21 protein-coding genes are annotated in these 20,023 nt (G+C 59.8%); 12 read left to right on the top strand and 9 right to left on the bottom strand.

The genetic code is table 11. The features are described from left to right. Positions 1-2 precede the first annotated feature (2 nt). Both I5L79_RS21235 and I5L79_RS21230 read right to left on the bottom strand, forming a co-directional pair. Positions 3-383: a hypothetical protein gene (locus tag I5L79_RS21235; RefSeq protein WP_196957097.1), complete on the bottom strand. Its 381-nt coding sequence runs from the start codon at positions 381-383 to the stop codon at positions 3-5. 99 nt (positions 384-482) lie between these two features. Next, on the bottom strand, positions 483-1,196 hold the full coding sequence (locus I5L79_RS21230; protein WP_231403248.1) for a hypothetical protein: 714 nt from the start codon (positions 1,194-1,196) through the stop codon (positions 483-485). Between the two features lie 272 nt (positions 1,197-1,468). Here I5L79_RS21230 and I5L79_RS21225 point away from each other — a divergent pair, with 272 nt between their 5' ends. Together I5L79_RS21225 and I5L79_RS21220 are read left to right on the top strand one after the other, a co-directional pair. Next, entirely contained in the window at positions 1,469-1,879 is a 411-nt protein-coding gene (locus tag I5L79_RS21225; RefSeq protein WP_196957095.1) for a hypothetical protein, read from the top strand. Positions 1,880-1,983: 104 nt separating this feature from the next. Next, positions 1,984-4,587: a toprim domain-containing protein gene (locus I5L79_RS21220; RefSeq protein ID WP_196957094.1), complete on the top strand. Its 2,604-nt coding sequence runs from the start codon at positions 1,984-1,986 to the stop codon at positions 4,585-4,587. Between the two features lie 19 nt (positions 4,588-4,606). Here the strand turns inward: I5L79_RS21220 and I5L79_RS21215 are convergent, their stop codons facing one another. The 5 genes from I5L79_RS21215 to I5L79_RS21195 form a co-directional block, all read right to left on the bottom strand. Next, positions 4,607-5,596, bottom strand: coding sequence for a protein NO VEIN domain-containing protein (locus tag I5L79_RS21215; RefSeq protein WP_196957093.1), 990 nt, complete (start codon positions 5,594-5,596; stop codon positions 4,607-4,609). 46 nt (positions 5,597-5,642) lie between these two features. Continuing rightward, positions 5,643-6,227 carry a hypothetical protein gene (locus I5L79_RS21210; RefSeq protein ID WP_196957092.1) on the bottom strand — a complete coding sequence of 195 codons (585 nt, stop codon included), beginning with the start codon at positions 6,225-6,227 and terminating at the stop codon, positions 5,643-5,645. Between the two features lie 120 nt (positions 6,228-6,347). After that, positions 6,348-8,036, bottom strand: a complete 1,689-nt coding sequence (locus I5L79_RS21205) for a UvrD-helicase domain-containing protein (RefSeq protein ID WP_262894921.1) — start codon at positions 8,034-8,036, stop codon at positions 6,348-6,350. 89 nt (positions 8,037-8,125) lie between these two features. Further along, the gene (locus tag I5L79_RS21200) at positions 8,126-8,482 is read right to left on the bottom strand and encodes a helix-turn-helix domain-containing protein (RefSeq protein WP_196957090.1); all 357 of its coding nucleotides are present in this window, start codon (positions 8,480-8,482) and stop codon (positions 8,126-8,128) included. Positions 8,483-8,522: 40 nt separating this feature from the next. Next, positions 8,523-8,783, bottom strand: a complete 261-nt coding sequence (locus tag I5L79_RS21195; protein ID WP_231403247.1) for a type II toxin-antitoxin system HigB family toxin — start codon at positions 8,781-8,783, stop codon at positions 8,523-8,525. Positions 8,784-9,367: 584 nt separating this feature from the next. Between I5L79_RS21195 and I5L79_RS21190 the strand changes: the two genes are divergently transcribed. From I5L79_RS21190 to I5L79_RS21175, 4 genes are all read left to right on the top strand, one after another. Continuing rightward, complete coding sequence (locus I5L79_RS21190; protein ID WP_196957089.1) at positions 9,368-10,390, top strand: ArdC family protein; 1,023 nt, start codon at positions 9,368-9,370, stop codon at positions 10,388-10,390. 79 nt (positions 10,391-10,469) lie between these two features. After that, complete coding sequence (locus tag I5L79_RS21185) at positions 10,470-10,757, top strand: hypothetical protein (RefSeq protein WP_196957088.1); 288 nt, start codon at positions 10,470-10,472, stop codon at positions 10,755-10,757. An 8-nt stretch (positions 10,758-10,765) separates the two neighbouring features. Continuing rightward, complete coding sequence (locus I5L79_RS21180) at positions 10,766-10,996, top strand: hypothetical protein (RefSeq protein ID WP_196957087.1); 231 nt, start codon at positions 10,766-10,768, stop codon at positions 10,994-10,996. A gap of 63 nt (positions 10,997-11,059) precedes the next feature. Next, positions 11,060-11,428 (top strand): hypothetical protein, encoded by a 369-nt coding sequence (locus tag I5L79_RS21175; RefSeq protein ID WP_196957086.1) that lies wholly within the window; start codon positions 11,060-11,062, stop codon positions 11,426-11,428. Between the two features lie 187 nt (positions 11,429-11,615). Here the strand turns inward: I5L79_RS21175 and I5L79_RS21170 are convergent, their stop codons facing one another. Then, positions 11,616-12,152: a hypothetical protein gene (locus I5L79_RS21170; RefSeq protein ID WP_196957085.1), complete on the bottom strand. Its 537-nt coding sequence runs from the start codon at positions 12,150-12,152 to the stop codon at positions 11,616-11,618. Beyond that, complete coding sequence (locus I5L79_RS21165; RefSeq protein ID WP_196957084.1) at positions 12,152-12,931, bottom strand: ParA family protein; 780 nt, start codon at positions 12,929-12,931, stop codon at positions 12,152-12,154. Before I5L79_RS21165 ends, I5L79_RS21170 begins: the two co-directional genes overlap by 1 nt. 849 nt (positions 12,932-13,780) lie before the next feature. Here I5L79_RS21165 and I5L79_RS21160 point away from each other — a divergent pair. From I5L79_RS21160 to I5L79_RS21135, 6 genes are all read left to right on the top strand, one after another. Next, positions 13,781-14,299 carry a BfmA/BtgA family mobilization protein gene (locus I5L79_RS21160; RefSeq protein ID WP_196957083.1) on the top strand — a complete coding sequence of 173 codons (519 nt, stop codon included), beginning with the start codon at positions 13,781-13,783 and terminating at the stop codon, positions 14,297-14,299. Between the two features lie 14 nt (positions 14,300-14,313). Next, on the top strand, positions 14,314-15,333 hold the full coding sequence (locus tag I5L79_RS21155; protein WP_196957082.1) for a DUF5712 family protein: 1,020 nt from the start codon (positions 14,314-14,316) through the stop codon (positions 15,331-15,333). A gap of 53 nt (positions 15,334-15,386) precedes the next feature. Then, positions 15,387-17,714, top strand: a complete 2,328-nt coding sequence (locus I5L79_RS21150; RefSeq protein ID WP_196957081.1) for a TraM recognition domain-containing protein — start codon at positions 15,387-15,389, stop codon at positions 17,712-17,714. Positions 17,715-17,784: 70 nt separating this feature from the next. Next, positions 17,785-18,054 (top strand): antitoxin VbhA family protein, encoded by a 270-nt coding sequence (locus I5L79_RS21145; protein WP_149072647.1) that lies wholly within the window; start codon positions 17,785-17,787, stop codon positions 18,052-18,054. After that, positions 18,054-19,463, top strand: coding sequence for a Fic/DOC family protein (locus I5L79_RS21140; protein ID WP_196957080.1), 1,410 nt, complete (start codon positions 18,054-18,056; stop codon positions 19,461-19,463). Before I5L79_RS21145 ends, I5L79_RS21140 begins: the two co-directional genes overlap by 1 nt. 118 nt (positions 19,464-19,581) lie before the next feature. Further along, on the top strand, positions 19,582-19,986 hold the full coding sequence (locus tag I5L79_RS21135; protein WP_196957079.1) for a hypothetical protein: 405 nt from the start codon (positions 19,582-19,584) through the stop codon (positions 19,984-19,986). Positions 19,987-20,023: the final 37 nt, after the last annotated feature.

Below are 20,023 nucleotides of genomic sequence, written 5' to 3'. Positions count from 1 at the left end.
GCCTAATCAGTGATACCACCCCCGTCGCTGCCACCCACGGCGCTGACCAAATCGTCCTTGAAGAGTTGGAAGCCGAACCAGAGCAGCACCCCGCCCACCAGCCAGCCCAAGGAGCCCAGCGCGTCAGGTGAGCCCTGAATAAACTTCATTACCACCCGAATCAGACCGATAATCAGGATGATGGCGAAGATGACCTGCACGATGCCAATCACCTTTTCCTTGACCTGGGTGAGAGCAGCTTCGGCGCTTTGCGCCCGCGCCGCGCTGGTGGAGAGAGCCAGCACCGTCAGTAGCGCATAGCCGCGCTGCTCCAGCTTGGAAGGTTGGTAGGCTTTGCCGGCTACCACCAGGTTTGCCGCCAGATTGAGGGGTTTGTTGAGCATAGGAGTAAGAAAAAAAGGGAAGGAAGTAGGGCGCTTATCGCCCGAAAAGCAGGGCAGAATGAGCGCGGAAATAAGGTGTAGTGCCGGAGGGATGCATGGCTAGGCGGAGCCTTCCTTGATGAGGGCGGTCAGGGCGGCTTTCTGGCTATCGGTGCCGGTGCGCAGGGCCGCCCGGTTGCTTTTTCTCAGCTCTGCGGCGGCTTTGCGGTTGGCCTCATCATTCTTGGTGCGCGTGGCTTCCGTGAGTGGGTTGCTGTAGATGGCCTGGGGCACGGTGGCTTCCCCGGCCGCTTCTGGTTCGGCCGGCTCGCTGTCGGCAACTGTCGCCGCTTCGGCCGTGGCCGGTGCTACTGCGGGCTCTGTCCTATCAGTGCCGAGCATATCCAGCACGTTCACCTTTGCGCCGGGCGCGTGGCGCGAGGACTGCAGCGGAGCCGTTCCGGCATCTTTGCCGGAAGCCGGGCCCGGCGTGTTTGGCTGTTGCGCCTGTTCATCGGTGCGGTTCTTGGTCGCTTCGCTGTCAACTGCCGCCACGGCCCGGGCCTGCTCTTCCTGTACCTGCTGGTCTTCGTCGGGCATGAGCCGGGCCAGCGCCTTACCGGGAGTCGGCGGCGAACTTGGCGCGACTACCTCCCGGGACGGTAGAATAGTTGCGGGGCCATAATGAAAAGACCACACCGAGCGGTGGTTGCTCTTGGCCACGAGGTCAGCCGGCTTGCTCTTACTCTTGATGCGCCGCCAGGCCAAGCCGGACAGGGCAAACAGTAAAAACAGGGTGAACACAACGATAAAGGCCATTTTCATATGAGCCATGCTTACGGCTGGTATTCTGAAAGAGTTCTGAAAGATTTCTAAAATGATTATTTTAGTATTCTGTAAAACCTCTGATAAGTTTCTGCGTTAGGGATGGGCAACCGTATTTTGGCCGGTTCAGCTTCTCTGAGCTACCGCCGAAACATGGGGTATCATGGTGGGATTTGTGTTAGCCATTTGCAGCGAATGGCTTCAATTCGTGTCTTTGTAGACTATGCCTCTCGTTAGGTCTACTTACACACCTCTTCAACCCTCACAAAGCCACCACCCGCATGGTACCATCGCCACACATTTCGGCCCCCCTGGGCTTCCCCGACCTAAACCTGACCGTTCCCTATGCCGACGTTTTACGCTATGCCCAATTCCGCCTGCTGATGCTTCCCAAAGGGGAGCTGAAATCGTTCTGCGAGCAGCATGAGCTGCCCTACACCAGTATCGTAGGACTGAAAAACAACTCCCTGAAGCGCGAAGAGCCCCGCCTGCTGCAGCGCCTGCTCCGCAACCTCGACGTGGCCACTGAGCTAATCAGGATTCCGCCCAACAGCGAGAGCCCGCGCTTTCTATTCCCCAGCCAGGAGGCCCTGACCACTTTCCAGAAGCAGCTGAAATGCTTCGACAGCGGCACCCCTCCCCTGCCCGGCTCCGAGCACGCCGCCGGCGCATCGGCAGCCCCAGCCCCGTAACCTCGACCGGATAGTTTTCTGGGTAGCCAGGCGGCCTCATTCCCCGCCTCCCCTTCCCCGCCCGGAGCTACTGGTCATCAACGACCACTTGTAAGCTCCCCGCGATGAATGCCCCTATCCGAGAAAACGACCCCACCGAGCTTGACCGGTTCAAGCGTGACATTGACTTGGTAGACTACGCCGAGCGGCAGGGCTATCAAGTCAGGAAGGAAGGCAAGCGCGGCGACTGGCACCAGCTCGAAAAAGACGGGGAGGTGCTCATCGTCACCCGCAAGGCCGACCACCAGGTGTACCTGAACACCGGCGACGACTGGGACAAGGGCAGCGTTATTGATTTTGCGAAAACCCGGGGCGGCAACGGCCACGGATTGAATTTGGGGCAGGTTCGCCAGCAGCTACGCGAGTATCTGCATGACGGGCCTGCCCCAGCCCGTGTTTATGGTGCCCCGGTGGACGTGAGCCGGCTCAATGCCCTGCCCGTGGGCGACCCGGACCATGAGCGCCAGCAGCAGGAAGACCGCAAAACGCGCCTCATTGCCGAGGTGCTGGGCGTAAATAAGGAGCTAACCGACCGCAGCTACCTGCACGGTCGGGGTATTACCAATAGCACAATTGATAGCCCGGCTTTTCAGGGGCGCATCTTCACCGCGCAGCAGAACGAGCACAAAAACACCGCTTTCCCGCTCTACAACGAGCAGGGTTTGGCCAGCGTCGAGCAGAAGAACGAGCACTACAAAAATCTGCTGCCGCTGCCCAAAAACGGCATCTGGGTATCGCACCCCACCCAGGGCAAGGATACGCCGGTCGAGCGGGTGGTCGTGTCCGAGTCGGCTATTGACTCCCTCTCCCACTACCAGCTGAAACACGCGCAGGACCCCCGAAACACCCTTTACGTGGCTACCAGCGGCACGCCCACCGAAGCGCAGGTTGCCCTGATTCAGCGGGTGATTGATAAGCAGGAGCCCAAGGAAATCGTGCTGGCCAATGACCGCGACGCTGGCGGGCGGCAGTTCAACATGAACTACATGAACGAGCTGCACCCGGCCCGCCCGCTGGTTCCCGTGGCCGACCAGGAGGCCTATAAGGAAGCCAGCCGGCCGGTGGAGTGGCATGCCACGTCCGACAAGTACCACACGGCCCTGAAAGTGAGCTACCGCCACGACAGCGCTGAGAGCGGGGCGGCCCAGGTGCAGCAGCTAACTGAGCGGGTAGCCCGGATGAACGGCAACCAGGAAGCCGGCCCTACCATCGAGCTGGAAGTGCAGCGCAGTACCGAGCGGGAAACCGTTCTGCGCCTGTCGGTGGCTAAGGCCGATACCGCCCAGCTCGAAGTAATCAGCCAGGAGCTGTACCGCCAGCGCGAGCAGCTGCGGCCTGAGCAGGAGCGCGGCCAGGAGGCTTTCATCCGGGTCGATTATCCGCAGGCCAAAGACTGGAACCGGGAGCTGGAGCTAACGGCGCAAGGCCTGAGCGCCGAGCAAATCCGCGCCCAGGCGCAGCTGGACGAGCAGCAGCGCGCCGCCGAGCGGGACCAGCGCGAGCAGCAGCGGCAGGCAGAATACGCCCGCTCCGCCGCGATGGAGCGCGCCGAGCAAGAAACCCGCCGCCAGTACGACGAGCGGCAGCGGCAGCAGCGGGCAGACGACAACAGCCCCGAAAGCCAGGCCGAGCGGCAGGCGGAGGACCGTCGCTTCAATCAGGCGATGATGGGCGCGGCAGTCGCGGACGCCGGCCGCCAGGATGCGGAGCGCCCGTTCCGCTCCTACCGAACCGAGCAGGAAGCGGCAGCGCACACGGCGCAGTTCGTGCACGCCCGGGACGCGGGCCTGGTGCTGCTAAAGGAATATATCAACGATAACCCCCCTCCTACCGGCCGCAAAGTTGATGAGGCCGAGCAGGCTGAGCTACGCGACCAGGCCCGCTTCGCGGCACGCCCGGCGGCCGCCGACCTGCCGGCAGCCCCGGCGGAGACGAAGGTGGCAACCTGGCAAATTGATGAGCTGGAGCCCAACACCACAGGCCGCGCCGAGGCCTGGAAGGAAGTGCTGGATAATTCCGGCTACTCGATGCGGACGAGTGAGATTCGCAGCACGGTGGATGAGCAGGGCATCCGGCGGGCGGAGTTCGACATGACCTACCGCAACGACCAGCCCGATATTGCCATCATCCATGCCATCGTTTCCAATACCAACGCCCGCGCCGAGGCCGGGCGGGAGCAGTATGCTGGTGTGCGGGTAGCGGAGAGCGAAGCCGACCAGGCAGCGCGCCAGGCGGCGGCCGAAGTCGCCCCCATCCAGCCCCACAACCGCGACCGTAGCTTGGATGTGGCCAAGAAGCCGCCGCTCGAAGCTTCGGCCGGTGCGCCGGGCAGTGAGAAGCAGGTAATCATCAAAGTAGACGAGCCCGCCATTGCTCCGGGCGAGCGGGGCCAGGCCGAGGCCGTGCAGGCTGCCGTTATCGGCAGCGGAGCGAAAGCCGGCGACATTCAGAGTACCACCGCGGCCGACGGTATCCGCCACTCGGAGATGAAAGTCACTTACCGCACCGACCAGCCGGAACTTGGCCGAATTAGCCACACGCTGGACGCAGTGGCAGAGCAGCCCGGCAGCCACGTTGTGGAGCACAGTAGTGACCGGGCTGAGCGGCGGGAGCTAAGCAAAAGTCAAGAGGTAACCACGCCGGCGCGGAATACTGAAATCACGCGCTGAGTATGGCGGTTTCGGCCGACTACCTTGCAAACACCCGGGCGCTGGTGACTTTTTCAAACGACAGTTCAAGCCCTTCCTCGCTCACCCAAAGGTCAACGGTTTTGGAATAAGAGAAAATGTGCAGCAGAGGCTTGGTAAGTGCATTCGTGACAATGCACACCCGGTAGTTGGGGCTATCTGCCAACAGGCAGCTGTACTCGTTGGCCGTTAGCTCAGCGGCAATTGCGGTACCGGATAGCCCTTTGACCTCCAGCTTCAGCCTGACACTTCCGTTGGTAGCGGTCAGGTCCCACCCAACCTTCGCGGCTTCTACGGATTCAAGGTCGTACCCCAGCTTTCGATAGTAGTCCCACGCTGTTTCAATAGCCTTTTGCTCAATGGCTAGTCGTTTAAGTACGTCGGGCTGCCTGGGCGACCGGCCTTTCTTTCGGGTAGCCGGAGGGGAAAGTATCCCGCCCCTAGCAATGTAGGCCTGCACCTGCTGCACAAAGTCCAGGTTGGCTTCATCGTCGGCGTACCAGACGTTACTTTGACCCATGCTTTTGGCCTTGCTTCTGGGAACAGGAAACAGTCGGGAGTCCCGGGACAGTAGCACGACATCAGTCGCTGCTGCCGTAGCATAGAACTCCATCAGGTGGTCCTGCCACAAGTGGCGGGAGTTAGCTGGGCGCGGTCGTTCCGTGCGGAATAGCGTTGCGTTCTTATACCAGCCCACGATGTAGCTGCCGCCACCTTCCTTAGCTGGTCGGGGAGCTGTCCAGACGACGGTTACGCCCTCGATACGGTCATCTGCCCTGGCTGCTCCAAGTCGCTCAAGCCTGATAGCACCACCGTGGGTGGTTCGGACGTAGCCGTAATACCTGCCCCGATAGGGCTTAAAGTTGAAAATCTCGCCTCCCCATCCCTGCTCCCTGGTATGGGCCCCGCCTCCCGTGATGGGGTCGAGGTTCCGGTGGTTGCCCGCGTAGGAATCCATCCAGCCGGTATTGAAAAAGATAATGCGCGGCATAAGTAGCAGGGGGCAATGGTTTCAATAGACTTCGCGGATACAAGGCTTAGGCAAGCGCGGATTTCGGTTGTAAAGAACTTCTTCGCTTTTTAACAGACTTCAGTGCCCGCTCAGTGCTGCCTACAAATGGATGCCATTGCAGCTGGTCGTAGTCAGCGGGCTTGGGTGGTATTGCGTCCCGGTAGAACCCGTACAGCTGGTAAGCCCGGTACTTCAGTACCTGTTTACACTCCGGGAAATGGTCCGCGAGACTGTGAATGGCACTGGGAATGAGTACCAGGTTTGGCAGTGAACAGTAATACAGCGGGTCGTATGCTTCGCCCTGCTCGTCGTAGATGTGGCAGGTATGAAACTGCGTGATTTTATCAGCTTCTGCACGGTAGCCGAGAGCGGTTTTGATGGCAATATTCGCTTTGGAGTTGTTGTCTAGGTAATTACCATCAGCGTAAGCGCGGACCGTCTCATTATTTTTCGTCCGGGCCCGGCGTACGTTGCGAAACCACCGGGCAGTATCGTTGCCGTCTTCTTGGCGCAGAGCTTCAATTACCGTGGGATGCACCCAGAGTGAAGTAGAGGCTACAAGTTGCAGAAGCGGGGTAATGTGGGCATGGAGTAGGGCATTGCCATTCATAGTACAGCTAAGAAAAGACGCTTCACATTCATGTTAAGACGCGGCGTCCGTGAATCGGAGAAAAGACACAATTGCGTCCTCTGCGCGCTGGCAGGCGGGCGTTTGGACTTCGGGGAGCAATTAACCTTTGGGTGATTTGCTGCTTGCGTCCAGCTTCTGTTGCAGTGAAGCAAAGCGAGAGTCCAAAGTAACCTGGGCGGGAGTGTATTCCACCCATTCCCTTTGATGAGCAGGAGCCGCTGCAGGTGCTGCGAGCAGGACCGTGCCGCCGGTACCGTGGAAGCCCTGCACGGCCGCGTGGGGCTCAAATCCATTGGGAAGGCAATCAGACGGCACATGCACGCGGGCCTTGGCTCGCGTCAGGGCGACGTAAAGCAAGTTGATTTCCTCGAACACACGGGCCCTGACACCCGGCTCCGGGGGCTTGGCTGCAAATTCCTCTTCCAGCTTGTCAACGGTGGCCTGCGTGATAAAATCCGGGATAAGCTGCACCTGGTCGTACTCCAAGCCTTTGCAGCGGTGCACCGTGGAGAAGTAGAGCTGAGCCTGGTCGCGGGCACCATCAGCAACGTGCAGGCGCTTCAACTCCTTGATGAGGTCGATAACGTCGTTGCCGTAATCCTCCACGATGGTGATGAGCATCTGCAGCTGCCCATCCTCGGTCTGCTCGGCGTAGTCGGTCAACTCATCCAGATTGGCCATTTTGCGAATCAACGGGTCTTTGATGGCCTCGCTCCGTCCGTTGTAAAGGGCCAGCACGTCCGTTAAGCTCGCGCCCTCCCCCGCGTAGGTGTAAGAGTTGATGTTGCCCTCGAAGTACACCCGGCGCAGCTGCTGCCGGTGCTCTTTGACGTACTCGATAGCCTTGAGCAGCAACCCCAGGTTAGTGCGGCCGATTACGGCGCGGGTAGTGCCCTCGCTTGGTGCTTCCTGCGCGGCACCCGTTACCACTAGTTGGGGGCCTGCACCCAGCTGCGCTTTCCAGCTCAGAACGTGTGAGGCCAGTTTGGCGATGGGAGGCCCAAACCGGAAACTAGTACTCAGCTGCAGGCTGGGATAATCCGTTCTTTCCAGCGAGTTGACTGCGTGCCGCCAGCCGTAAATCTGCTGGTGGGTATCTCCGACAATCACCTTGGTAGCCGGTTGGCGGAAAAAGATATCCAGCATGGCCCCGGAGGCGTCCTGGCCCTCATCGAACAGGATGACATCAGCCGGCAGGAGGGTGTGGCTCAGCTGAAACTTCTTCAGGTAGAAGTCGTGGGTAATCGCAATTTCACCGCGGTCCATGCGGGCCAGCAATTCCCGGCAGCTTCGTTCGATGGTAGCATAATGCTTACCGACAAATTCCCGAGCCTTCGGGTCGGTTAGCGTGGCCAGATAATCGAGCCGTTGCACCTGCGCCTGGTCGCTGTTGCAGAAATAGGTTACAAACTTGGCAATGTGATTGGCCAGCACATATTCCTGGTGCCGCTCCTGCCCGGTGCCCCGGGGCAGCTTGAGCATTTCTACCAGCTCGTGCGCCCGATATCCTTTATTGTTGAGTTGGTAGCGGCTGCCGCGCACCACGTAGCGGTACGCCAGCGAATGAGCTGTCTCTACCACTACGTTCGGTAGGCCAGCTGCCTGAAACTTGCGAATCGCTTCCTGCCGCACGGTTTTGTTGAAGGCAAGGTACAGGATGCGGGCCGTTGCCGGTTGAGCGCGGGCGTATTCAACCATCGTGGTGGTTTTACCACTCCCAGCGACGGCGTTGATTTTCAAGTGACCCCTGGAAGCCAGGATGGCAGACTGCTCAGCCGTAAGATTCATCACAAATTATTTCCGCCGGCCAGCGGCTAGCGCCCTGCCAGACTTGGTATAGTGTTGCCTGCTGAAATACACCTAAAGCCCGCGAGGAGCTACGCGTATTCCAGGATAAGTTCGGCAGAGATGCCCAGCTTTTGGTAGAGGCGCTTGGCCAGGTCCAGGTTGATGGCGCGCTTGCCGTTGAGAACTTCGCTCAGCCGGCTGTTGGCAATGCCGAGCAGAGCCGCCATGTCCTGCTTTTTCAAGCGGCGCGCCACCATCTCCCGCTCCAGCATGCCGACCAGCGAGGTAGGCGAGATGGGACGGTGGCCGTGGTCGTTTTCGTATTCGTTCGCGGCGTGACCGAGGGACTTTATTTCGTCCAGGTTGCCGGGCTCGTTATCGATGAGGTATTCAAGCCGCGTCATCGCGGCCTGATACTCCTTTTCAGTGTGCAGGATGAGTGCCATTGTGCGTGTGGGGTGAATGACTGGAATAAAAGAAGGGGGCTCAGACCGTCGAGGTGTCGGGGATGCGGTCATACTCAGCGTGGGTGCCCACGAAGCGGACGTACACCTGGTAGGCCGGGAAGAAGATGCGGACAATCAGGCGGAAGCGGTTGCCCAGAATATTGAACACGTAACGGTTGTTGCCGACGTAGCGAGCGGGTACATCAGCGGCTGTCTGCCACTCCGCCGCCTCGGCCATCTCAAACCACTCCAGCAGGGCTTGGGCTACATCAGGGTGTTGGGTATTTCCATAGTCTCTCAATCTTTTCTTAGTAAGTATCTCCATAGTCAATAAGCATAATGTCTAGCAAAAAGCGGCGCGAGGGCACGGGTTACAGTTCCTAAGTAAAGATACGTAAAATTTCTGAATCAGGTAAAAAAATTTACACAATACAGAAATTGGGGCGTGTCCCTTCGGGCCGGGCTGTTCGGGGCTGCGGCTGCGCCTCCGGTCCTACGGACTAAACCCCTGCCATCCCTCACGCAAAAGGCCGTCGCGCAGGCCATTAGGCGGCGCGGCCGGGTTGCCGACGACTACGCGGCGCTCCATCGACCGCAGCCCGGCCGCGCCGCCTGACGGCCTCTACCATTGGAAAGAGATTCGGAGCCGGGAGCCAGCCGGCTGAAAAAGCCGCCCCACTCCCAGCAGGGTGCTCGTGAGTCTTCTACTGTTTCGTGACCAAGCAGAATTAGGGGCGGTGGGGAAAAAAAGGCGGGAAAAGAGGGGCTTAATTTAAAGAAAATAATTGTAGTAAGTACTAATAATAATTGTATAAAGTGCAACTAATTGCGCGTTGCTGCCGTTTAATAAGTATAACAAACGAACGGAATAACAGCCTTTTAGCCATGAAAAAGACCAGCAAGCCCGCCGCCAAGAAAGCCACCAAAGCAGCCGCAACCCGGCCCGACGTGTACCAGATTGTGACGGACCGGATTATTTCGGCGCTGGAAGGCGGTATCATTCCGTGGCGCAAGCCGTGGAACGCGGTGTATGGCCTCCCCCGCAATTACGCCACCGGCCGCGTGTACAGCGGAATCAACCTGTTTCTGCTGCATTTCAGCGGGGCCCTCCCCTTCTTCATGACGTTCAAGCAGGCGCTGGCGCTGGGCGGCAACGTGAGAAAAGGGGCCAAAGGCCATCAGGTGGTGTACTACAACATCAGCAAGCGCGAGAACAAGGAGACCGGCAAAGAAGAGAAAATGCCCTTCCTGAAGTATTACACCGTGTTTTCAGTGGAAGACATTGAGGGCATCGAGTTCAATCTGCCCGAGGTAGCCAAGCAGGAGTTCACCCCCAGCGAAGTGGCCGAAGGCATCGTGGAGGCGTGGGACGGCAAGCCCGCCATTCAGCACCTGCACCAGCGGGCCTACTATTCGCCGGCGCTGGACTTTGTGAACATGCCCAAGCCGGAAACCTTCACCACGTCGGAGGGCTACTATCAGACCCTGTTTCACGAGCTGACGCACAGCACCGGCCACCAGAGCCGCCTCGACCGGGCCGACCTGACCGCCGGCGAGGGCAAGCAGAGCAGCAGCTACGCCCGCGAGGAAATGACCGCTGAAATGGGCGCATCCTTTCTGAGCGCGGCGGCCGGCATTGCGACCGAGCAGACCGAAGAAAACGCCGTGGCCTACATTCAGAACTGGCTGGAGCGGTTAAAGAACGACAAGAAGCTTGTGGTACAGGCCGCCAGCAAAGCCCAGCGCGCCGCTGAAACGATACTAGGGACGACAGCGGAGCCGGAGGGCGAGGCCGATGAGGTGCAGGCCCCGGCAGCCGCGCCGGTTGCCAGCGCGCCGGCTGCGGTGCTCGACGACATCGACCGCGAGTTTATGGCCGCCGAGCTAAGCTGGCTGCAGCTCGCATAGCCCGCCGGGCGGGGCTGGCCGCTTGCGAGCGGCTAGCCCTAGCCCTAATCCTAGCCCTAACTCTAACTCTAGCCTGCTTATGAAAGCCAGTGAAGCCCCCACCATCCAGAGCCCAGCCTGGAACGAGTACCGCAGCCGGGTGATTGCCGCCGTTGCCGACGTAGAAAACCTGATGCGGCAGTTGAATAAAGGCATTAACAGCGAAGTGCTCGCCGAGGAGGTTGCCGAGCGGCTGGGGCTGGAGATTGACACGTCAGCCGCCTACGACTCCCTTCTGAAGCTGGTGCGGGCAGTTCGACCCATTGCCTGCGAAGGCCTGCGCCGCACAAGCAAGCAGCACGGCGGGCAGTTTCAGCTAGCACTATAACCCCAGACATGAGCAGTCCCCTAACCACCATCAGGCACGTTACCCGTGACGTGCAGCAGGCCCTTGCCAACAATTGCTGGTCGGTATTTCACCGCGCCGCCGCCATTGAGGCTGTGTCAGCGCCGGCGGCGTACCGCGTGAGCCAGGCCCGGACCCGGCGGGGCCAGTTTCAGGTTCGCTACCTGCAGACCGGGCAGTGGCACCGGGTAGCCCCGGCCGACCTGCTTTTTCAACAATAGCCCCCTCCCCTCCCCCACCGGACCGTCCGCAGTCGGCCAACTTCTCACCTTGCCCCTTGCTTTATGAATCGTCCCCCTCAATCCTACCCGAGTACCACGGGCTTGCCCGCGCAGGAAGCGTATCTGGTCATTGAGCAAAAGCCGCGTGACAAAGCCGAAAGAATCCGGCTGGCAAAGCTTCGCCAGTACGTGCAGCATCACACGCATCAGGCGGATTTGCGTGACCTCGCCCCGGCTGTGCGGGAATTGATGGGGCCGGGCTACCAGATTGGCTGTGGAAGCTCGCACATCTGGATTCTGCCGCTGGCTGGCGATGATATGCCAGCAACTCCCGAACGACTGGCCATCGTGGCTGACCGACTCACAACGACTTTGCAGGACTGGAATGGCCCCCGCGTCAGTACCCGGCCGCAGAAGGATACGGCGGCTTAGCACTTTCCAGCAGGAAAATTGCTGGTTCGCGTTAACTGTTTCTTCCCCACTGCCCAAAAAACCAAGGGCAGCCCTACTAGGAGCTGCCCTTGGTTGGCGTATCAGCAGCAAACGTGCTGCGGCATTATTAGAATAAGCGAGGTCCGGTGACCAAGCCGGCTGGTCATCCTTAACCAGTCCTAGCGCGCTAATTGACTGGCGGGAGCTTGCCCTGCTTGCGCAGGTGCGCCTCGTAGTGCCGGTGGGCCGCGTGCAGGTAGCCGATAATATTTGTCGGCATATCCGGCCCTTTAGGAAGCTGAACGATAATCTTGCGAATTTCCGACCACACAGATTCCGCAATCCTCACCCCTTTCAACTCACCCGTTGGCTCCGGGCCCGCTGCTGCCGGCTTGCGGCCACGGGGACGGCGCTCAACCGGGGCCGCAGGCACGGAAGTAGCTGCGGCTTCCGCCACCGGCTGAACAGCAGCCGGCGCGGGCTCTGGCGTGGGCTCAACTGTTGTTACCGGCTCGGGCGTTGGCGCAGGCACGGGTGACGCTACTGGGGCCGCTACCGCTTCTGCAGGGGCAGTCGCAGCCGGGGTAGTTGCCTTGCCTTCGGCTTCCAGGCGGGTTTGCTCCCCTCCCATCCCAGCGCGGGCTTCGGCGCGCAAGGTCTCATCAACCGGGATACGCTTCCGGGGGCCTTCAATTTTCGCTTTTACAAAGGGAGACTTTGCCATTACTTAATTTCGGTTGGGGTGGTATCGGTCGTTTCTTCCAACTCAACGCCGACATCGGCTTTGCGGCGGGGTAGGTCCAGCTTTTCTATCAACTCGTCGCATACGCGCCGGATTTCCTCTGAGCTATCCTTGGTGCCTCCGGCGTAGTTGCGGTAGGCCGGGGTCAGCAGGCTGTGCAGCGTGGAGGCGCGGCTGTACACCATGCGGTGGCTGAGGTAGGACTGGAAGCGCGAGAGGCCCAGCTCGTCAATGTAGTCGTCCATCTCCTTTTCCTCCCGGCGGCCGCTGATGCGCTTCGTGGCGAGACCGAAATACTGGAAATCCACCTCGGCCTTGTCGGCTGCTTTCTTGAGCGCTTCCAGGATGCCCATAAACTCGGCCGTGGAGGCGCGGTCCAGGTAATCTGATACCAGCGGCACTATTACCGCGTCGCAACCCGTGAGGGCGTTGAAAACGTCTTCCCCGTCGGCCCGGCCGGGAATGTCGATGATGATAAGGTCGTAGTCGTTTTCCGGGTTGTCGATGAAGTCAAAGATGCTCTTCAGCGACATGGGAAACACGTCGTAGGGGTAATCCGCCGCCGGGTCTGACTCACGCAGGATAGCCAGGCTGGGCTCGTCCAGCTGCTGGCGGGTTTTGACGATGCTCTGCTGGTAGTCACAATCCAGGATGGCGATTTTCAGTCCGTACTCGATAGCCAGAGGAGCCGCGAGGACGAGGGCCAGGGTTGACTTGCCCGAGCCCCCCTTTTGGGTAGCAAAGCTGATGACTTTTGACATGGGGTTACTGGTTAAGGTAAGCTAGCGCTGATGCCCCAGATGGTCAGGCCCGGGGAAGGCAAATGTAAGCGAAAATGTCGCAAAGTAGTAAAGTCGCATTGTCGCAAAGTTGTGTAGTCGTAAAATGACTAAGTAGTAAAAGCAATAAGTTGCAAAGTAGTATTTGCTACAAGTAGTAAAAATGCATTGTAGTAAAGTAGTAATGTTGTAAAAACTCAAAGATGCCACATTAGCACTCGCATACATTCTGCGTGTAGTAAAGTCGCATTGTAGTAAAGTAGTAACACGTCGGCAGAGCAAACTCGTCAATGTAGTAAAGTAGTAATGTCGTAAAGTAGTAAGCTGATGCTGCCAGGCAATGCTGAGCTTAATGACAACAACAGTCGATGCGTGCAGGGCAAAGTCGTAAAGTAGTAATGTTGTAAAGTAGTAGTAGATATCAAAAAACCTTCGCGGGCTAATGAGCGCGGGAAAGGATAGAAGCTACACCTGTTGCCCAGATACACAGCAGGCAGGACGAAGCAGTGCGGTAAGAGCAGGAGAGGAGTTGCGGTGGGAGTAAGCCAGAACACAGCGGCAGGCCGGGGTAACAATAGAGAAAGGCTAACCCAATGCCACTCGTAATACGTACCCGTAGTTCTGAAATAGTTCTCAAATAATTCTGAAATCCCTCTTGAATGTAGTGTAGGTAGTCTTAGCAAGAAGAGTATCACATACAGGGTACTAAGCACCTGTAAGTGTGATACTTGGATTTAAGCAGAGCTTAAATCTATAGGTTTGTTAAGATAACTAACTGATTTGTAGGTTAAAAATAACCTAGAGAGGGCGGGCAGAAGATTGATTCTACCTATGCCAACCAACCCCGCTACGAAGAGCGTCAACGTACCTGCAGCCACTCATTTTCTACTGAGCAAAGAGGCCAAGCGGCTACAGATAAGCCAGGCTGATTACACCGGAGCGGCCGTGCGCTACTTCGCGGAGCGCGGGCTGCACCCCGTGGAGGATGTGGCCCGCGAAGGCCAGCTGATTATGCAGCAGGTAAAGAAGCTCGGCGACCGGGTATTTGGGTATCTGCAGGAGCAGGAGCGTAGTCTGCTGCTGCCAATACTGGAGGAAATGCTTCGTAGTCGGGTGACGCTGGAGCGCGTGCTGCGCATGAATGAAATCCTGGTAAACAACCTGACGCAGCAGCTAGGCGGCCTTAATGAGGCGCAGTTAAACGAGCAGCGGGAGGGCTTAAAGCAGCTGCGGGCGCAGAACGAAGACATGATTGAGCGGCAAGCGAAAGAGGCGATAGCTAACGCTCAACAAGCGGATAAAGGCAGAATAAATGCTGGCGATACGGTGGCAAAAGCAGTCAAGAATTAAGCGCAGAGCCACCGATGTATATCAAGCTAATCAACCCCGCGACGCACGGGAAAGCGGCTTACAGCAACAGCGGAAGCAGTGCGCAAACGCTCAATTATCTGAAGCAGGAAACCGGGCGGGACGGGGAGGAAGCCACGTTTTTCGGGGCTGATAGCGACGGCCTCAGCGCGGCCGAGGTAGGGCAAAATATCGATTCTAACGTGAAGGGACTGCGGGCCGGCGAAGCCAAATTCTACTCCCTGGTGATTAGCCCCAGCGAGGCCGAGCTGACGCACATCGGCAACGACGAGGCCAAGCTGAAAGACTATACCCGGCAGGTGATGGCGCAGTACGCCGCCAACTTCAGGCTGAAGGATGGGCGGGAGCTAGGTAGCCAGGACCTGGTGTGGGGAGCCACGCTGCACCAGCAGCGCAGCTACCGGGGCACCGACCCGGAAGTGAGCACTGGCCAGGCCAAGATAGGCGAGCAGCGGCCGGGCCTGCAGACGCACATTCACGTCATCGTGAGTGCCCGCGACGCGCAGCAGAGAATCACGCTGAACCCCGGCGGCCGCCGCAGCCGCTTTGACCTGATGCAGTGGCAGGCAGCGGCCGGCCGGCAGTTTGAGAAGCAGTTTGGCTACACGGCTCAGGCCCACGAAAAGCTGCGACCCAAGCAGCGCGATGGTAGCCGGGATGCCGGCCGCGCAGTCAGGATTGGGGAGCGGGTGGCCGCCCTCAACCTGCGCGTGCTGAAGGAAGAGCGACTGGACCCGCTGCGGGTCCAGCAGATTGCCCAGGGCCGCGAGTACGACAAGACGTTTTACCGCTCCCTGGCTACCGTCGAGCGGCGGGCGCAGCAGGGCCAGCCCATTGATAACGCCTACCACCTGCTGAGCACGGGCCGCGAGCGGCCGGAGCCGCAGCACGCGGCCAGCACCATGCTCCACGCCGTGCAGCAGGCGGTGCGCTCCAACACGGGCCGCGAGGAAAAGACCGAGCACCTCAGCGAGAAAAGGGGCCGCAACAGCGCAGAGCTGGACATTGAAATGTAGCGTGCCCGCTCGCCCCATCATCATCCTACCCATCTAAATCAGCTTTCAAGCCTATGACCAGTCAAGCACCTCGGCCAGCGGCCAGTACCCAGGGCGCGGGCCTCTTTGTTGTCCTGCTGCTGCTGGCCATTATCGGCGGCGACTACTACGTGCTCCTGCACGGCCCCGAGATTGCCGAGGCCCGCCGGGCGCAGCTCATCCAGGCGGCCGGCATACCAGCGGACAGCCTGACGCCCAAAGAGCGATTGGCGGCTACCACGGCGCGCATTGCCGAGCGGCAGCGCCAGGCCCGCATTGCCAAGGCCGAAGCTGCTGCCCGCCCGCCGGTAGGGGAGGGGGCAGCGGTAGGGGAGGGGGCCGTAACGCACTCCACCGACCAAGCGCTGAATAAGGCCAAAGGCGGGACCGACGCGCTGGCCAAAGCCGGCAGCGGCATAGGGAGCAAGCTGCTGGTAAAAGCTGCCCGCTTCTACGGTCCGGCCGGGGTGTACCTGCGGGCGCTGCTGCTGCTGGCCGGGCTGGTGCTTGTATTCGTGCAGAAAGCCCCGCAGGCGAAGCCCGGGCAGGCCAGGCGCAACGTCATCAACCGGCAGGCCGTGCGCGTCGTGGCGGGCCTGTGCGGAGCCTTATTCCTGGTAGCGGGCTATACCCTGCTGAACATGCACCACTACTCGCCGGGCTTTATCGAATTTGGCTATCCGGGAGCGGCCGTGGCCGTGCTGGGCAGTGGGGGAGTAGTGGGGCTGCTGTGGGCCATGACTAAAAAGCCGGCTTTCGGGCTGAGCACCGAGCGCCGGAAGGTGAAAAGCCCCGATGCCGTGCACTTCCCCACGGCGGACGGGGGCTGGATTACGGTGGCCAACCCGTACCGGGGCACGCTGGTGCTGGGCGGCGCGGGCGCGGGCAAGACCTACTCGATAGGGGAGCCGCTGATTGAGCAGTTTGCCTACCAGAACTTCGCCGGGCTGGTGTACGACTTCAAGTTTCCGGTGCTGGCCGAGGCGATGCAGAAAGCTCTGGTACTGGCCGAGCGCCGCAAGGAGCGCGAGCAGCAGTTGGCTGCCAGCTACGCGGCCAGCTTTCAGGGCCGGCTGCAGGCCCGGCTGATGGGCCTGTTCGGCAAGCCCGAGCCGCAGCCGGCGGCGGAACCGCCCGTGCAGCTGCACATCATCAACTTCCGGGACCTGACGCGCAGCGAGCGGGTGAACCCGCTGCGGCCGGCCGATATGCCGGTGGTGGCCTTCGCCGAGGAATACAGCAAGGCCATCATCAACAACCTGAACCCGTCGAGCATCCGCAAGATGGAGTTCTTCGATACCAGTTCCGTGGCCTACCTGACCGGCATCATCTGGTTTTACAAGAAGCATTACCCGCAGTACTGCACCATTCCGCACGTGGTGGCCACGGCCATGTACAAGGACTACACCCACGTGCTGAGTATGCTGGAAACAGATTTGGAATGCGGCGACCAAGCCCGCAGCCTCATCTCGGCGGTGCAGACCCGCGCCGACAAGCAGGTGGGCGCGGTGCTGGGCACGCTGCAGGTGAACCTGACCAAGATTAACAGCCCCGAGGTGGTGTGGGTGCTGACCCCGGACGAGGCAAACGGGGAGGGCTTTTCACTCAATTTGAACGATAAGCAGCGGCCCAAGCTGCTGTGCATCGGCAACGACCCGACGCTGAAGGACACGTTTTCGCCGGTGGTCAGCTGCGTGATTACGGTAGCGCTCAAGCTAATGAATCAGCAGAATAAGCACCGCAGCTACGTGTTTCTCGATGAGGCCGCGACACTCTACGTGCCGGGGCTGGAAGTGATTCCGGCCACGGCCCGCAGCAACAAGGTGGCGATGGTGTACATGACCCAGGACCTGAGCCAGATGACGGACGCCTACGGCAAGGAGAAGATGCAGGTGATGGTGAGCAACCTCAACAACCAGTTTTTCGGCAAGGTGAACTCGCTGGAAACGGCCAAGTTCATTTCCGAGCTGGTGGGCCGAGAGGACAAGCAGATGATAAGCACGAGCACCGGTACCAGCCAGGGCAGCGGGGCGCGCAACAACTCCACCAACCAGAGCACCAGCTACCAGGAGCGCAGCCTGGTGCGGGTGCAGGATACCATCGGCCTGCAGCAGGGCGAGTTTATCGGCCAGACGGTGGAAACCGGCAGCACCTTTTTCCAGGGCACCATTGCCCGGGCCGACGTTACGCCCGAGCGGTTTCCCCTGCACCAGATGGTGAGCTTCGGCGGCCCCGGCGAAGACCCGGCCAGCGCCCTTTCGCGCACGGTGCAGGAGAACTTTCTGCGGGTGCGCCAAGAGGTGAAAGAAACCTTGGCCAAACATGTAAACACCTTAGCAGCAGGGACAAAAACTGAGGCCTAAAACCGCTTAAAAGCGACAAATAAGGCCGTTTTAGCGTTCTACTAGTACCACCTTCTATTTCTGAAAAGCCATGAGCAAGACCTTTTTTGCGCCCGCCCCGGCCGGCCTCACTGCCGAAGAGCTAGCCGCCCGCCAGCAGCGCGAGCACGACAGCAACAACGCTATTGCCACGATGATGAGCAACGGCCCCGCGCCCAGCCCGGAAGCCCTGGCCCTGATGCAGCGCCACGTCGACGGCGAGCTGACGATTGAGCAGGTGATTGAGCTAACCGACGAGATGCTCCGGGCCCGCTACGCGGCCAAGCCCGGAGCCGGCACGCCCACCAGCCCGGCGCAGTAATGGCGGTGCTCAATGACCGGTTCAGCGACGAGAACGGCGTGCGGCTGAACAAGCTCGGAATTACCAACAAGGAGGATTTGGCGCAGGCCGAGTCCGATTCCTCCATTCCCCGCCTGAAGCTGCTCAACACGCAAGGCGGCATTCAGGGTGGGAAGTATGACCAGGCCCACCTGAAGCAGGTGCACGAGCGGCTGTTCAGCGGCGTGTACCAGTGGGCCGGCGAGACCCGGGCCGACCGCGAGTTTCAGGGCCACAAGGATACCCGCGTCACCGGCTTCCGCGAAACCATGACGTACGCGCCCCACAAGGAAATACCTGAGCGGCTGGATGCTATCGGGGCGCAGCTTAACCGCGAGAATAACCTGAAAGGCCTCTCGGCCGAGAAGTTTGCCGAGCGGGCCGCCTACTACCTCGACCAGTACAACCATGCCCATGCCTTCCGCGACGGCAACGGCCGCACCATCCAGGCCACCTTCACCCAGCTGGGCAAGGAAGCCGGCTATGACGTGGACTTCAACCGGGCCAGCCCGGAGATTCTAAACCGCAGCCGCGACCTGGCCATCGTGCGGCAGTACCCGCCCGCCGAGGCGGCGAAGAATCTGCAGCCGCTGAAAGAGATGTTTCAGAAAATTATCACCCCAACCCCGGGGGCGATAGGGGAGGAGTTGCGCGACCCCCGCCAGGCCGTGACGCCCACCCCGGAGCTAAGCCCGGCCATGAAGGCAATGGATGCCCGCCGGGAACTGGAGGTGACCGGCTACCGCGTGGCCAGCGTAGTGGCCAACATGCCCGGCCCCGGCAACCGGGAGCAGGGCATCCGGCTGGGGCAGCAGGTGGAGGCCGTGAATCTGGACCCTAAGGCTATCCAGGGCAAAAGCATCACCGAGTTTCAGCAGGCGGCGGACAAGATTCTCAAGCACCCGGCCATGAAGGATACCCCGCTCGACCTAGCCGACGCCCAGCGCCTGAAAGCCGCTTCGGTGCAGGTGCTGCAGCTTGCCGAAGGCAAGGAGCTGGTAGCGCCGCCCGCGCAGCGGCAGCCCGCGGCTTCGGCAGCAAGGAGCAGCGCCCCGTCTGTGCCCGCAGCCCCCAGGACACACGCCGAGGCCCAGCCCGTGTTTGCCACTGCCGCCCGCGAGGTGGCCAAGGTGCTGGAAGCCCACGGCCAGGCTGCCGCCGGGGCCGGTCTGCGCGAGGTGGCGAAGGACGTGGCGCGCAACCCGGTAATTGTCGGCCCCAACGCGGAGAGCTTTCGCCGGTCGCTTGACGCGGCCGAGAAGCTGCCGGGACTGGGCAGCAGCAAGCACCTGGAGGATTTGCGCAGCTCCGCCCAGGTACTGACCACCGCCTCGGTGCAGGAGCGCGGGAGTTCCGGTATTGGTCGCAGCAGCAGTGGCATCGAGCGGTAAGCCTCGTACCTCAACTGGCTATTGAGTTAGGTGTTAAATCCAAGGTTGTGCCTCAGTTAGGGTTCACTTCATTTCCTTTACATTTACTTATCACCACACCCCACTTCACTCTAGTGTTATGTTCGGTCTTTTCAAAGGCACAAAGGAATTCTATCATCTCGGCAATACATTCGACCTTGTTTATCAAGTTTTATTGGACCTGATACCCAAAGTGCAACATGCCTATGACAAGAGTGAGCATAATGAGGCAGTGCTAAGTCTTGCTTATGCCTGTAAGGCAGGCATTAACAACAGGTTGGAGAAATATGAATGGCCATTGCACTCAGGTATCTACGTGCCCTCAATCTCAAAAAGTAACGTCACCATTTTTGTTGCCATCTCTAAAACCGTCGCGGTTGTAGAAGCCCTTGCCGACAGCATGGATTTACACGATGAAGTCACTCAAATAATGGACGGGGGTGAGCTATATCGAATGTTTGACAGGATGGTGCCTCGGGTTTTTAAAGATAAAATAGGGCTTTAAGCTTCTTCTCAGCAGTAAGACACACTACACCACTTCA

It is taken from the genome of Hymenobacter guriensis (genome assembly GCF_015773195.1).
In the GTDB taxonomy this organism is placed as follows: Bacteria; Bacteroidota; Bacteroidia; order Cytophagales; family Hymenobacteraceae; genus Hymenobacter; species Hymenobacter guriensis.
The sequence above is the reverse complement of the archived record's forward strand: the minus strand, read 5'-3'. Positions and strand labels throughout refer to the sequence as shown.